The following is a 13809-nucleotide window of genomic DNA, read 5'->3' as shown; positions in this document are numbered from 1 at the left end:
GCCGCCCTTCCCCCGGCGGACCCGCCATGACGACAGGAGTACCGATGCGCATCCGTACCGCGGGTGTGGTCGCCCTCTTCGCCCTGGCGCTCGCCGCCTCAGGCTGCGGTGGCGACAGCGACGAGCCGGCCGCGAAGGACACCCCCAAGGCAGCCGGCGGCAAACTGGTGATCTGGGCGGACGACAAGCGGACCGCCGCCCTCAAGCCGTTCGCCGAGAAGTTCGGCCAGGAGAACGGCGTCAGCGTCGAGGTCCAGGCCGTCAGCAAGGACCTGCAGACCAACTTCGTCACCGCGTCCCAGCAGGGCAGCGGCCCGGACGTGGTGGTCGGCGCGCACGACTGGATCGGCAACCTGGTGCAGAACGGCGCCATCGACCCGGTGCAGCTCGCGGCCGAGCAGAAGAGCGCGTTCAACGCGACGGCCATCAAGGCGGTCACCTTCAACGGTCAGCTCTACGGCGTGCCGTACGCGCAGGAGAACCTGGCGCTGATCCGCAACACCGCGCTGGCCCCGGAAGCGCCGAAGACCATTGAGGACCTCGTCGCCACCGGTCGGACGCTCAAGGCGTCGAAGAAGGCCACCGAGACGCTCTGCCTCCAGGTCGGCCAGAACGGCGACGCGTACCACATCTACCCGCTGTACACCTCGGCCGGCGGATACCTCTTCGGGACCGGCGCCAACGGGGACTACGACCCGAAGGACCTGGGCGTCGGCAAGCCCGAGTCCATCGAAGCCTTCAAGAAGATCGGCGCGCTCGGCGAGAAGGGCGCGGGGGTGCTCAAGCGCTCCATCGCGGACACCAACTCGATCGCCACCTTCACCGCCAAGAAGTGCGCGTACCTGGTCTCCGGACCGTGGGCCGTGGCCGACGTCAAGAAGGCCGGCATCACGTACGACATCTCGGCGATCCCCGGCTTCGCCGGCGGTAAGGAGGCCCAGCCGTTCGTGGGCGTGCAGGCGTTCTACGTCGCCGCCAAGGGCAAGAACAAGGCGTTGGCCCAGGAGTTCGTGGCCAACTACACCACCACACCCGAGCTGGCCGTCGCGCTGTACAACGCCGAGCCCCGGCCGCCGGCGCTGACCGCCGCCCTCGACCAGGTCAAGGGCACCGACCCGGACCTGGCCAAGTTCCAGGAGGCGGGCCGGAACGGGCAGGTGCTCCCGGCCATCCCGGCGATGGCCGCGATCTGGGACCCGTTCGGCAAGGCCGAGGCCGCCGTCATCGGTGGGGCCGACCCGACCAGCACCATCACCGCGGCCGGCAAGACCATCTCCGGCCAGATCAAGTAATGAGTACGCCGCTGTCCGGCCCGGGGTCTGCCACGCAGACGCCGGGCCGGGAGCCCACCGGCTCCCGCCCCGCGCGCCGGCGTCCGTCGCACACCCGCGACGACGCCGCGATCACAGTGACCGGGCTCGCCGGCAAGGTGCTCCTGCTCGGCCTGACCGCCGGTGTCGCGGTCTGGGCGGCGTTCCCGCTCATCGCCGCCGGGATGTGGGCCGGCCTGGCCCTGCTGGCGGCGTCCACCGCCGGGCTCTTCTACCTGTACCTCACCCGTCGCCACGTCCCGGCCAAGTACCTGGTCCCGGGCACCCTGTTCCTGATCGCCTTCCAGGTCTTCCCGGTGCTGTACACCGCCAGCACCGCCTTCACCAACTTCGGGGACGGGCACCGGGGCAGCAAGGACGACGCGGTCGTCGCCATCCAGTCCTCATCGGTCACCCAGGTGCCCGGGTCCGCCGAGTACGCCCTGTCGATCGCCACGACCGGCGACCCGGCAACGGGCGCGCTGGTCTTCCTGGTCACCGACCCGGGCACCGGCACGGTCTCCGTCGGCGACACCGACGGGCTGCGTCGACTCGACCCCGCCGACGTCACTGTCGCCACCGGTGGCCGGGTCACCGCCGCCGACGGGTACACGGTGCTGACCGTCGGCCAGGCCAGCTCCCGCAGCAAGGAGATCACCGACCTGGTGGTGCCCACGCCCGGGGGCGCGCTGCGCTCCAGCGGTCTGTCCCGCGCGTACGAGGGCAAGGCGGTGCGGGCCTACGACGCTGGCTGCGACTGTGTCCGGGACACCGCTACCGGGCGGACCTGGACCGCCGACGACGAGGCGGGCGCCTTCGCCGCCGACGACGGTGAGCGGTTGGCCCAGGGTTGGAAGGTGAACGTCGGCCTGACCAACTTCACCCGGGTGCTCACCGACGAGAACATCTCCGGCCCGTTCCTGAGCAGTCTCATCTGGAACTTCGCCTTCGCCATCGGCTCCACCGGCGGAACGTTCCTGCTCGGCATGCTGATCGCCCTGGCCCTGCACTCGCCCCGGATGCGCGGCACCAACCTGTACCGGGTGGTGCTCGTCCTCCCGTACGCCATGCCCTCGTTCGCGATGCTGCTGGCCTGGCGGGACATGTTCAACACCGACTTCGGGCTGATCAACAACCTGTTGGGGACCAATGTGGACTGGTTCGGGCAGGCGTGGACCGCCCGTTTCGCAGTCATCCTGGTGCAGCTCTGGCTCGGCTACCCGTACATGTTCCTGGTCGCCACCGGCGCCCTGCAGGCCATTCCGCGCGAGCTGACCGAGGCGACCTCCGTCGACGGGGCCTCGCCCTGGCAGTCCTTCCGGGCCGTCACCCTGCCGCTGCTGCTGGTCGCGCTGTCCCCGTTGCTGATCTCGTCGTTCGCCTTCAACTTCAACAACTTCAACGCGATCTACCTGACCACCGAGGGTGCGCCCTTCCCCGCCGACAACCCGGCCAACGGCGCCACCGACCTGCTCATCACGTACACCTATCGGCTGGCCTTCGGCGGGCAGGGCGCCCAGTTCGGTTTCGCCGCCGCGATCTCACTGTTCATCTTCGCCATCGTCGCGGTGGTGTCCGCCGTCAGCTTCCGGCGGACCCGCAAACAGGAAGAGGTGTACGCGTGAGCGCGAGGAGTGAGCTTGCGAGCCCCGCAGTCGCGAACGAAAGGTGGCTGGTGTGAGCGCGAGGAGTGAGCTTGCGAGCCCCGCAGTCGCGAACGAAAGGTGGCTGGTGTGAGCGCGAGGAGTGAGCTTGCGAGCCCCGCCGGTGCCCGCGACCGCCGGCGGCGTAACCGCTGGTTCGCCCAGGTCGGCTGGCGGCACCTGGTGGCCCTGCTCGGCGTGCTGTTCAGCCTGTTCCCGATCGTGTTCGTGCTCTCCGCCGCGCTGAACCCGCTCGGTACGTTGAACACCACCGAGTTGGTGCCGACCGGCGGGGTGTCGGTCGGCAACTTCGGTGGGCTGTTCGAGCGGACCGACTTCGGGCGATGGTTCCTCAACTCGCTGCTGATCGCCGGGGTGGCGTCGTTCGCGTCGGTGTTCCTCTCGGCGCTCGCCGCGTACGCCTTCTCCCGGATGCGGTTCCGCGGCCGCCGGGTGGGGCTGCTCTCGCTGCTCCTGATCCAGATGTTCCCGCAGTTCCTGGCGATCGTGGCGATCTACCTGATCTTCGGCACGATCACCGACCTGTGGCCGTCGATCGGCTTCAACACGCCCTGGGGTCTGCTGCTGCTCTACCTGGGTGGTGCGCTCGGGGTGAACACCTGGTTGATGAAGGGTTTCTTCGACACACTGCCCCGGGAGTTGGACGAGTCGGCGACCATGGACGGCGCCTCGCACGCCCAGGTGTTCTTCCGGATCATGCTGCCGCTGGTGGCGCCGATCCTGGCCGTCGCCGGGCTTCTGGCCTTCATCGGGACCATCAACGAGTTCCTGATGGCGAACGTCTTCCTCACCAGCACCGACTCCAAGACCCTGGCGGTGGGGATGTACGGCCTGTTGGAGGGCAACGAGCGCAACAACAACTTCGGCATCTTCGCGGCCGGCACGTTGTTGACGGCGATCCCGACGGTGCTGGTCTTCCAGTTCCTCCAGCGGTACATCGTGTCCGGGTTGACCTCGGGCGCCGTGAAGGGTTGAGACCCGGGGGCGGTCGATGTTCGACGGTGCGCGGTAGGGTGCTTCGGCGTCGCGTCGACGCTGTTCCGCGAGAGCGGGTCAGCGAACGCGCGGCACGCCTGCTTCACTAGCCGCTGGCGGTCGGCCGCCCTTCATCCGCCGTCCGGTGCTGTTCCCGGGGAGACTTTCGTGCAACTGTCGATCTTGATGCCGGTCTACAACGAAGCGGAACGCGTCGCGGAGGCCCTCAAGCAGGCCCTCGCGGTGCCGTACCCGTGTGAGATCGAGATCGTGGTGGTGAACGACGGCAGTACGGACGGGACCGCCGCGATCCTCGCCGGGATGGACGACAGTCGGTTGCGGGTCGTGACGCACGAGCGCAACGCCGGCAAGGGCGCGGCGATCAGGACGGCGGTGGACAGCGCCCGGGGCGAGTACATGGTGATCCTGGACGCCGACCTGGAGTACGACCCGCAGGACATTCCGAAGCTGCTGGCACCGGTCCTGGAGGGGCACGCGACTGTCGTCTACGGCAACCGCACCTTCGGCAGCCACAGCGCCTACAGCTTCTGGTACGTGGTCGGAAACCGGGGGGTCACCACCGCGGCGAACGTGTTGTTCAACTCCTACATCGGCGACCTGGAGACGTGCTTCAAACTGATGCCCGTGGAGTTGTACCGATCGCTGGGCATCAGGTCCCGTGGGTTCGGCATGGAGGCCGAGGTGACAGGCAAGCTGCTGCGGAGGCGGATCCGCCCCTACGACGTGCCGATCGCCTACCGGGCGCGGGGCCGGGCCGAGGGCAAGAAGATCACCTGGCGGGACGGGGTGGAGGCGTTGTGGATCCTGGGCCGGGAACGAGCCCGGCGTCGTCCCGCCGTCGCCCCCGCCAAGACGCTCGCTGACCGATGACCATGACGAAGCGCCGGGACCCGACCCTTGTCGCCCGGGTCGTCGTCGCGCTGGTCGGGGTGGGCTGCCTGCTCCTGGCCGTTCAGGGCGCCGTGCAGGCCACCGGCCAGGGCGTTGCCCTGATGAGCAATCGGGATCACGACCTGCACGCACTCCAACGCCATGTGGACGTGGAGACGCTGTGGCGCCAGTTCGCCGAGCAGGTGCCGACCGGCAGCCGGGTCTCGCTCATCCCGACCCGGACCAACAAGGACCTGTGGCAGCAGCGGCTGAGTGAGTTCGCCGCGCTGCACGGCTGTGTGGTCGTCCAGGGACCGTCGCAGGACTACTCCGTGGGCGTCGCCTCGGTGCAGCGGAAACGGCCCGACGGTGTCGGCATGCGGCTTGTCGTACGAAAGGTCGCCTGACGACATGGATGTCTCCGCGATCCTCGCCGTACTCGCCCTCGTCGTCGCCGGTTTCCCGCTGTCCTTCGCGATACTGCGGAGTCCCTTCCTCGCCCTGCTCCTCGCGCCCCTCATGGCGGCGCTGCTGAGCACTGTCGCGGTGGTCCTGATGCTTGTCGTCGGCGGCCCGCTGCTGCTCTGGATCGTCCTGGTGCTGGCCGCCGGGGCAGCCTGCGCCTGGTGGCTGTTGCGCCGCCCCGGCGAGCCGGTGCCGTACGGCGGCTGGTCGCACGCGCTGCTGATCGCGCTACCGCTGCTCCCGCCGTCCCTCATGATCTTCGAGCCCGCCTCCCGGTGGGACGCGCACTCCATCTGGTGGCTGCACGCCGGTTACTTCGCCAACGGGGGCGAGTACGCGCGGGCGGCGATCGGCAGCCCCGCCTTCGTCTTCTCGCACACTGACTACCCACCACTGGCGTCGGCGCCCGTCGCCGCCGTGTGGAGCGTCGTCGAGCCGGACTTCCGGACCGCCCAACTCGTCAGCACGCTCGTCACCGTCTCCGCTGTCGCGATACTCGTCTACCTGGTCCGGCGGGCCCTGAGTCGGGTGTCCGCGCGGGTGGCCTGGGCGCTGGCCATCGCGCTGGGCCTGGCGACCTGGTCGGGCGTCACGTACGGGGTGACCGGTGGGCTCGCCGACGCGCTCTGGTCTGCCGCCTTCGTCGGCGCGGCGGTGGCCCTGCTGCTCGGTCCGGATCCGCTGCGCCGGCCCCTGTTGCCGCTGTTGCTGCTGACGGTTGCGACGCTCAGCAAGAACGAGGGGCTGATCGCCGCCGTAGGCCTCGCGTTACTTGTCACGGTGCGGGCCCGCGCCGACCTGCGGCGAGCCGCACTGGTCTGGCTGCCGGTGCTGATCGGCGGTGCCTGGGCGGTGCTGGCCCGCCTGCTGCACGCCCAGTCGGACATCACGAACGGCAGCTCGGTCGACCCGGGTGTGCCGGCGGTGGATCGGTTCGACTTCACCGTCGCGGCGTTGTGGGACGTGGTGGGGCCCCTGGTGGTGGGTGCCGCGGTGGTGGCGCTGCTCGGCGCCCTGTTCCTACGTGGGCACCGGCAGGCCACCGGGTTGGCGGCGGACGGCTGGGTGTGGGCGGCCAACGGCTACTACCTGGCTGTTCTGATCGGGACCTACGTCTCCGGCCCGAACGACATCGAGTGGTGGTTGGAGACCTCGGTGCAACGGGTGACGTTGCCGGTGACGCTCCTGTCCGCGGTGAGCCTCGCCGGCTGGGTGGCCGTCGCGTTCGGCGGTGACGGTCGGGCGGAGTCGGGGCAGATGCTCGACCAGCCCCGCGAGCCGGCCCTGTCGGGTGCCACCCCGACCACGAACGGTTGAGCGACTGATCCGCGCCCGTCGGCGGTTCCCACTACTACGATCCGTCGTTCATAGGGAAGTATGGCGACCGTGGAAGCTCTCAGACTCATCCTTCTCTACGTCCATCTGATCGGGTTCGCCCTGCTGCTCGGTGGCTCGATCGCCCAGTACGCCAGCGGCCGGCTGCGGATCAACCCGGCCATGCTGTGGGGCGCGGTGATCCAACTGCTGACCGGGCTGGGCCTGTCCGCGCCGCTGCGCGACGGCGACGAGCCGGCGCCGGCGAAACTTGTGACGAAGCTGGTGATCGCGCTGCTGATCTTCGTCATGGTCTTCTTCTCCCGTAAGCGGGACGTGGTCAACCGCGGTCATTTCCTCGCGATTGTCGGTCTGACCCTGGTCAACGCGGCGGTGGCGGTCTTTTGGCGGTAACGTCCGAGGAGGAAAACGCCTCCAGAAAACGGACGTTGCGGACACTGCGACGCTCGCTTACCAGCACGAAGAGTGACGTGCCCCACGCAAGGGTTACACCCGGGTAACAGGCGCTCAACAGTCGTGCACGATTGTCGGCCGGTGGGTGGGCGCGGGCGTACGCTCCCGTCCGTAACGTGGGACAGCCGGCGGCATACCGCAGGTCGGCTGATGGGCTGCCACCGCATTAGGCGCGGTGTGCAATGGGAAGGAGACGTCTTGCGTTCGGTGCGTGGGATGCGGATCGCCTCGATCTTCGCGGTGGGTGGGCTCGCGCTCACCGCCGCCGCTTGTGGCGAGGCCCCCAAGGATGACAACAACGCCGGCAGTGGCGCCAAGAAGTTCAGCGCCTGCATGGTGACCGACGTCGGCGGCATCGACGACAAGTCGTTCAACACCTCGGCCTGGCAGGGTCTGAAGGACGCCAAGGCTGCCAACGACAACATCGACATCAAGTTCGTCGCGTCGAAGGCCGAGGCCGACTACGAGCCGAACCTGACGCAGTACGTCAACCAGAAGTGCGACTTCATCCTGGCGGTCGGCGGCCTGATGGCCAACGCCACCTCGAAGATCGCCAAGGCGAACCCGAACCAGGAGTTCGGCATCGTCGACGCGAACCCTGGTGACGCGAACGTCTACCCGATGCAGTTCGACACCGCCCAGGCGGCGTTCCAGGCCGGTTACCTGGCCGCGGGGATGAGCAAGACCGGCAAGGTGGGCACCTACGGTGGTCTGCCGATCCCGCCGGTCACCATCTTCATGGACGGCTTCGTCGACGGTGTGAAGTACTTCAACACCACCAAGAAGAAGAACGTCCAGGCGCTGGGTTGGAACAAGGAGACCCAGAAGGGTTCCTTCACCAACGACTTCGCCAAGCAGGACGAGGGCAAGAAGGTCTCCGACGCGCTGGTCGCCCAGGGTGCGGACGTCATCATGCCGGTCGCCGGCGGCTCCGGCCTCGGCACCACCGCCGCGGCCAAGGCCTCGGGTGGCAAGTACAGCACCATCTGGGTGGACGTCGACGGCTGCCAGAGCACCCCGGACTGCTCGGCGATCATCACCACGGTCGTCAAGAACATCCCGGAAGCCGTCAAGGAGGCGGTGGTCAAGGCCGCCGCCGGTGACAAGCTGCCGGCCAACCCGGGCTTCGTCGGCACCCTGGCCAACAACGGTGTCTCGATCGCCCCGTACCACGACTTCGACAGCAAGGTTCCGGCCGAGCTGAAGGCCGAGGTCGACAAGATCAAGGCGGACATCGCCGCTGGCACCATCACCGTCACCTCGAAGGCCCAGCCGACCAAGTGACAACCGGCCGGCCCCTCCGGTGAGATCATCGGGAGGATCGGCGGGGGACAGGTTCGACCGATCGGCCGCTCCGGCTCCGCGGGTCACCCGCGGGGTTGGAGCGGCCGATCGCGCACCACGGCGGCCGGCCCGGTCCGGCCGGTTCCACGGCAGCTAGGCTGCACCATCGCTCGCACTCCAGGAGGTTGCGCTGAGACTCGAACTGCGCGGCATCACCAAGCGGTTCGGTGATCTGGTCGCCAACGATCACATCGACCTGACGGTGGAGCCTGGAGAGATTCACGCCCTCCTCGGCGAGAACGGCGCCGGCAAGTCGACCCTGATGAACGTGCTCTACGGGCTCTACCAGCCCGACGAGGGCGAGATTCTCGTCGACGGCAAGCCGCTGAAGCTGAAGGGCCCTTCCGACGCGATCGGGGCCGGGATCGGCATGGTGCACCAGCACTTCATGCTGGTGCCGGTCTTCACCGTCGCCGAAAACATCATGCTCGGCGCCGAGCAGGTCCGGGGCGGCATCGCTGGCTTCCTGGACCGGCGGCGGGCCCGGCGCGAGGTCACCGAGGTGTCCGAGCGCTACAACCTGCGGGTCGACCCGGACGCGGTGATCGAGGACCTGCCGGTCGGCATCCAGCAACGCGTCGAAATCGTCAAGGCGCTCACCCGCGACGTCGACCTGCTCATCCTGGACGAGCCGACCGCCGTGCTCACGCCCCAGGAGACCGAGGAACTGCTGACCGTCATGCGGTCGCTCAAGGCGGCCGGCAAGTCGATCGTCTTCATCACCCACAAGCTCGGCGAGGTCAAAGCCATCGCCGACCGGATCACCGTGATCCGACGCGGAAAAACCGTCGGCACCGCCTCCCCGGAGGCCAGCCGGGACGAGCTGGCCGCGTTGATGGTCGGGCGCAACGTCCGGCTCACAGTGGACAAGTCCCCGGCCACACCGGGCGAACCGGTGTTGGAGGTGGCTGGGCTCGTCGTCGACGACGACCGGCAGATCCGCGCTGTCGACGGCGTGGACCTGACCGTCCGCGCGGGCGAGGTGCTCGGCGTGGCGGGCGTACAGGGCAACGGTCAGACCGAGCTGATCGAGGCGGTCATGGGCCTGCGCCCGGTGCTGGCCGGCACGATCAGCCTGGCCGGCGACCGAATCGACGGCTGGAAGCCCAAGAAGGTCCTCCGGGCGGGCGTCGGCTACGTGCCCGAGGACCGCAGCGTGGACGGCCTGGTCAAGGAGTTCAGCGTCGCGGAGAACCTCGTGCTGGACATCTACGACCGGCCGCCGTTCGGTGCCGGGCTCGCGCTGAAGCCGGACGCCATCGCCGCCTCGGCGAAGGAGCGGATCGAGCAGTTCGACGTCCGTACCTCATCGGCCGACGCGGCGGTGGGCACTCTCTCCGGCGGCAACCAGCAGAAGGTGATCGTGGCCCGGGAGCTGTCCCGGCCGCTGAAGCTCCTCATCGCCGCCCAGCCGACCCGTGGTGTCGACGTCGGGTCGATCGAGTTCATCCACAGTCAGATCATTCGCGAACGGGACATCGGCACCGCCGTCATGGTGGTCTCCAGCGAACTCGACGAGGTGATCGGGCTGGCCGACCGGATCGCTGTCATGTACCGCGGTCGGATCATCGGCATCGTCGGCCCGGACACCCCGCGTGAGGAGATAGGTCTGCTGATGGCCGGCATCAGCCCGGACGAGGCCCACGACGCCGTCGCCGAGAAGCCCGACGCGGCACCCGCCGCCGAGAAGCCCGACGCGGCCACCACCGCCGAGAAGCCCGGCGCGGCACCCGCCACCGACAAGCCCGGCGCGGCAGACGGGAGCCCGGCGCGCGACGCGGGCTCCGCGAGCGAGGACAAGGCATGACCAACACCAGTCCGCAGTCCGGCTCCCCGGACAAGGAGCCGGCGAGCGAGGCGCAGGCCGCGCAGAACGCGCTCGGCAACACCGAACGGGCCGAGGTGGCGACGGAGCCGGACCGTTCGGTCCCGAAGCCGGACCCGGACCCGGAGCCGAAGCCGAGCCTGGGCCGGTTGTTCCTGGACAACCTCTGGGCGGCGAACACCTTCACGGTGACCCTGCTGTCGCTGGTGCTGGCGATCGTTGTCGGCGCGGTGCTGATGATCATTTCTGATCCGCAGGTGCTCTCCACCTACTCGTACATCACCTCCCGCCCGTCTGACGCGATCAACTCCAGTTGGACGCTCGTCAGTGAGGCGTACGCGAACCTGTTCAAGGGTTCGGTCTTCGACCCGGAGGCGTTCACCGGCTGGTTGGACGGCGCCAACGGCTGGCAGGCAGTGCTCGCGCCGATCTCGGAGACGCTGACCTACGCGGCGCCGCTCGTCTTCACCGGTCTGTCGGTGGCGCTCGCCTTCCGGGGCGGCCTGTTCAACATCGGCGCCCAGGGCCAGGCCACCATCGGTGTGATCATGGCGGCGCTGGCCGGCTTCCTGCTGCCGCTGCCACCCGGTCTGCACCTGCTGGTCGCGGTGCTGGCCGGCGCCCTGGGCGGAGCGATCTGGGGCTTCATCCCCGGCATCCTCAAGGCCCGTGCCGGCGCGCACGAGGTGATCAACACGATCATGCTCAACTACGTCGCCACGTACTTCCTGACCTGGCTGATCGTGCAGAACGGCGTGCAGGACCCGACCCGTACGGACGCGATCAGCAGGTCGGTGGACAGCTCCGCCCAACTGCCCCGCCTGCTCGGTGACAACCTGCGGGTGCACGCCGGCATCCTGCTCGCCGTGGTGGCCACCTGGGCGGTCGCCTGGCTGCTCAACCGCTCGACGCTCGGCTTCGAGCTGCGCGCGGTCGGCGCCAACCCGGACGCCGCCCGGACCGCCGGCATCAGCGTCACCCGGACGTACATCCTGATCATGGTCTTCGCCGGCATCCTGGCCGGCCTCGGCGGCTCGAACATGGTGCTCGGCTCCACCGCCAGCGCGTTGACCCCGCTGGTGGTCGCGCAGATCGGCTTCGACGGCATCCTGGTCGCGCTGCTGGGGCGGGTGAAGCCCTGGGGGGTGCTGCTCGCCGCGCTGCTGTTCGGGGCGCTGCAGGCCGGTGGTAACCGGATGCAGTCGTACTCCGGGATCTCGCTGGAGCTGGTGACAGTGCTCCAGGCGTTGATCGTCATCTTCATCGCCGCACCGGCCCTGGTGAAGGCGATCTTCCAGCTCCGGGCCGCACGTGCCGCCCGGTTGCAGACAAGCCTGGCGAAGGGCTGGTAACCGATGTCCACCATGGCTGTCCCCGACATCGCCGTCGCCCCTGTCGACGAGGGCTTCTGGACCCGCAGCCGCAAGGTCGGCCTCACGTTGCTGGGGCTCGGCCTGCTGTCCGCTGTGCTCTTCGGCGCGCTCGCCACCGACCAGCAGGCCCGGTTCACGCTCAGCGACGACGCGGCCGGTGCCGCGCTGGAGATCAACGGCACGATCGGGGCGATCCTGTTCGGGATCATCACGATCGCCGCCGGCGCGGCCCTGCTTGCCGGGGTGCCGAAGCGGTGGTTCCTTCCCGTGCTCGGCGTCGGGCTCGTCGGCTTCGTGCTGTCGTTCCTCTGCTGGCAGGTCTCCGCCGCGCCGGCCGGGCAGAACTTCATGCCGCTGGTCAACATCATCCGGGGCACGTTCATCCTGGCCCTGCCGCTTATCTTCGGCGCGCTCGCCGGTGTGCTCTGCGAACGCTCCGGCGTGGTCAACGTGGCCATCGAGGGCCAGTTGCTGATGGGCGCGTTCAGCGGTGCGCTGTTCGGCAGCATCTCCGGCAGCGTCTGGGTGGGCCTGGTCGCCGCCGCGATCGGCGGCGCGTTCATCTCGCTGCTGCTCGCCGTCTTCGCGATCCGGTACCTGGTCGACCAGGTCGTCATGGGGATCGTGCTGAACCTGCTGGCGGTCGGCGTCACCGGCTTCCTCTACGAGCGGCTGATGCAGACCGACGCGGCGAAGTACAACAGCGCGCCCCGCTTCAGCAACTGGGAGATCCCGCTGCTGAAGGACATCCCGGTGCTCGGGCCGGCGTTGTTCCGGGGCAACATCTTCCTCTACCTCGGGCTGCTCCTGGTGCTCGTGATCCACATCGGGTTGTTCCGTACCCGGTGGGGGCTGCGGACCCGCTCGGTAGGTGAGCACCCGATCGCCGCCGACACGCTCGGCGTCAAGGTGCTGCGGGTCCGCTACCGCAACGTGCTGCTGGCCGGAGTGGTCGCCGGCATCGGCGGGGCGTCCTACACGCTGGCGCTCTACTCGTTCACCAAGAACATGATCGGCGGCAAGGGCTTCATCGCCCTGGCCGCACTGATCTTCGGCCGGTGGAACCCGACCGGTGCGCTGCTCGCCGCGCTCTTCTTCGGTTTCGCCGACCAGCTCGCCACCTACCTGGGCGCGATCAGCAGCTCGATCCCGAGCCAGTTCCTGGCCATGCTGCCCTACCTGGCGACCATCCTGGCGGTGGCCGGGCTGGTCGGCCGGGTCCGGGCACCGGCCGCCGACGGCAAGCCGTACATCAAGGGCTGACCCCCACCACTCCGTTGATCAAGAGGTTTCGGTCAGGATGGGCGTTGTTCGTGACGCAAACCTCTTGATCGACAGGGCGGGCGTGGTTCACCGCCCTGCCCGCTTCTGACCTGGGCTACTTCGGCAGAATGATGGCATGAGCGACATTGACTGGGCGCAGTTGCGCGCCGCCGCCACCGAGGCGATGCGGCACGCGTACGCGCCGTACTCGACGTTCCCGGTCGGCGCTGCCGCGCTTGTCGACGACGGCCGCGTGGTGGTCGGCTGCAACGTGGAGAACGCCGCGTACGGGGTGACGCTCTGCGCCGAGTGCGGGGTGGTGTCCAGCCTGCACGCCACCGGTGGCGGTCGGCTGGTCGCGCTCTCCTGCGTCGACGCCACCGGTGAGCCGTTGATGCCGTGCGGTCGCTGCCGGCAGCTGCTCTGGGAGCACGGCGGGCCGGAGTGCCTGATCGAGAGCAAGACCGGGCCTCTGCGGATGGCCGAGCTGCTGCCGCACGCCTTCGGCGTGGAGGATCTGGAGGCGGTCACCGGGGAGACGCCGGTGCCGGTGGTCCCGGAGCGGCTCGCGGCCTGGCGGGGGCGCGGCACCGTCTTCGTGCACCCGGACATGTCCGCTGGTCAGCAGGTCTGGACGGCGTACTGGGAGCGGTCGGCCGGCGACGACGCCGGCGCCGAGACCGGGGTGCTGGAGGAGGCGCCGAGCTGGGACGACCCGGCCGAGGCGATCACCTGGGGCCTGGCCCGATCGCCCCGGGTGGTGGTGGTCGACGCCACCGGCACCATCTTCTGGGCCGGTGAGGGTGAGCCGCCTTTGGAGATCCCGGTTCGCTGGAGTTGAGCTTTTGGGGATTGGGCCGACCGTGCCCGGCTCCGGGCGGTCAGGCTTGATCCCTCCGCCGGGCACGGTC

Annotated in this window: 12 protein-coding genes; all 12 read left to right on the top strand. The window is 69.0% G+C overall.

Annotated elements, in window-relative coordinates; translation table 11 throughout:
• Positions 1–44: 44 nt before the first annotated feature.
• The 12 genes from ABZ406_RS09945 to ABZ406_RS09890 all read left to right on the top strand — a co-directional run bounded on the left by ABZ406_RS09945 (position 45) and on the right by ABZ406_RS09890 (position 13739).
• Entirely contained in the window at positions 45–1292 is a 1248-nt protein-coding gene (locus ABZ406_RS09945; RefSeq protein WP_357758219.1) for a maltose ABC transporter substrate-binding protein, read from the top strand.
• Positions 1292–2935, top strand: a complete 1644-nt coding sequence (locus ABZ406_RS09940) for an ABC transporter permease subunit (protein WP_357758216.1) — start codon at positions 1292–1294, stop codon at positions 2933–2935. The genes ABZ406_RS09945 and ABZ406_RS09940 overlap by 1 nt, the downstream gene beginning before the upstream one ends.
• Before the next feature lie 108 nt (positions 2936–3043).
• Positions 3044–3949, top strand: a complete 906-nt coding sequence (locus tag ABZ406_RS09935; RefSeq protein WP_357758213.1) for an ABC transporter permease subunit — start codon at positions 3044–3046, stop codon at positions 3947–3949.
• A gap of 168 nt (positions 3950–4117) precedes the next feature.
• Entirely contained in the window at positions 4118–4840 is a 723-nt protein-coding gene (locus tag ABZ406_RS09930) for a glycosyltransferase family 2 protein (RefSeq protein ID WP_357758210.1), read from the top strand.
• Positions 4837–5247 carry a hypothetical protein gene (locus ABZ406_RS09925; protein WP_357758208.1) on the top strand — a complete coding sequence of 137 codons (411 nt, stop codon included), beginning with the start codon at positions 4837–4839 and terminating at the stop codon, positions 5245–5247. The genes ABZ406_RS09930 and ABZ406_RS09925 overlap by 4 nt, the downstream gene beginning before the upstream one ends.
• Positions 5248–5251: 4 nt before the next feature.
• A complete protein-coding gene (locus tag ABZ406_RS09920; protein WP_357758205.1) occupies positions 5252–6622 on the top strand; it encodes a hypothetical protein in 1371 nt (456 codons plus the stop codon).
• A 69-nt stretch (positions 6623–6691) separates the two neighbouring features.
• The gene (locus ABZ406_RS09915) at positions 6692–7033 is read left to right on the top strand and encodes a hypothetical protein (RefSeq protein ID WP_091397247.1); all 342 of its coding nucleotides are present in this window, start codon (positions 6692–6694) and stop codon (positions 7031–7033) included.
• A gap of 276 nt (positions 7034–7309) precedes the next feature.
• Positions 7310–8377: a BMP family ABC transporter substrate-binding protein gene (locus tag ABZ406_RS09910; RefSeq protein ID WP_357758973.1), complete on the top strand. Its 1068-nt coding sequence runs from the start codon at positions 7310–7312 to the stop codon at positions 8375–8377.
• A gap of 190 nt (positions 8378–8567) precedes the next feature.
• On the top strand, positions 8568–10244 hold the full coding sequence (locus tag ABZ406_RS09905) for an ABC transporter ATP-binding protein (protein ID WP_357758970.1): 1677 nt from the start codon (positions 8568–8570) through the stop codon (positions 10242–10244).
• A complete protein-coding gene (locus ABZ406_RS09900; RefSeq protein ID WP_357758202.1) occupies positions 10241–11614 on the top strand; it encodes an ABC transporter permease in 1374 nt (457 codons plus the stop codon). The genes ABZ406_RS09905 and ABZ406_RS09900 overlap by 4 nt, the downstream gene beginning before the upstream one ends.
• 3 nt (positions 11615–11617) lie before the next feature.
• Entirely contained in the window at positions 11618–12898 is a 1281-nt protein-coding gene (locus tag ABZ406_RS09895) for an ABC transporter permease (RefSeq protein WP_357758199.1), read from the top strand.
• Between the two features lie 136 nt (positions 12899–13034).
• Positions 13035–13739: a cytidine deaminase gene (locus ABZ406_RS09890; protein WP_357758196.1), complete on the top strand. Its 705-nt coding sequence runs from the start codon at positions 13035–13037 to the stop codon at positions 13737–13739.
• Positions 13740–13809 lie beyond the last annotated feature (70 nt).

The sequence above is a fragment of the Micromonospora sp. NPDC005710 genome, assembly GCF_040630995.1.
Taxonomy (GTDB): domain Bacteria; phylum Actinomycetota; class Actinomycetes; order Mycobacteriales; family Micromonosporaceae; genus Micromonospora.
This window is presented reverse-complemented; position numbering and strand designations above follow the sequence as displayed.

Excerpts from the sequence above, each read along its gene's own strand:
- ABZ406_RS09945 (WP_357758219.1), top strand. The coding sequence starts at position 45 with ATGCGCATCCGTACCGCGGGTGTGGTCGCCCTCTTCGCCCTGGCGCTC.
- ABZ406_RS09940 (WP_357758216.1), top strand. The coding sequence starts at position 1,292 with ATGAGTACGCCGCTGTCCGGCCCGGGGTCTGCCACGCAGACGCCGGGC.
- ABZ406_RS09925 (WP_357758208.1), top strand. The coding sequence starts at position 4,837 with ATGACCATGACGAAGCGCCGGGACCCGACCCTTGTCGCCCGGGTCGTC.
- ABZ406_RS09920 (WP_357758205.1), top strand. The coding sequence starts at position 5,252 with ATGGATGTCTCCGCGATCCTCGCCGTACTCGCCCTCGTCGTCGCCGGT.
- ABZ406_RS09910 (WP_357758973.1), top strand. The coding sequence starts at position 7,310 with ATGCGGATCGCCTCGATCTTCGCGGTGGGTGGGCTCGCGCTCACCGCC.
- ABZ406_RS09900 (WP_357758202.1), top strand. The coding sequence starts at position 10,241 with ATGACCAACACCAGTCCGCAGTCCGGCTCCCCGGACAAGGAGCCGGCG.
- ABZ406_RS09895 (WP_357758199.1), top strand. The coding sequence starts at position 11,618 with ATGTCCACCATGGCTGTCCCCGACATCGCCGTCGCCCCTGTCGACGAG.
- ABZ406_RS09890 (WP_357758196.1), top strand. The coding sequence starts at position 13,035 with ATGAGCGACATTGACTGGGCGCAGTTGCGCGCCGCCGCCACCGAGGCG.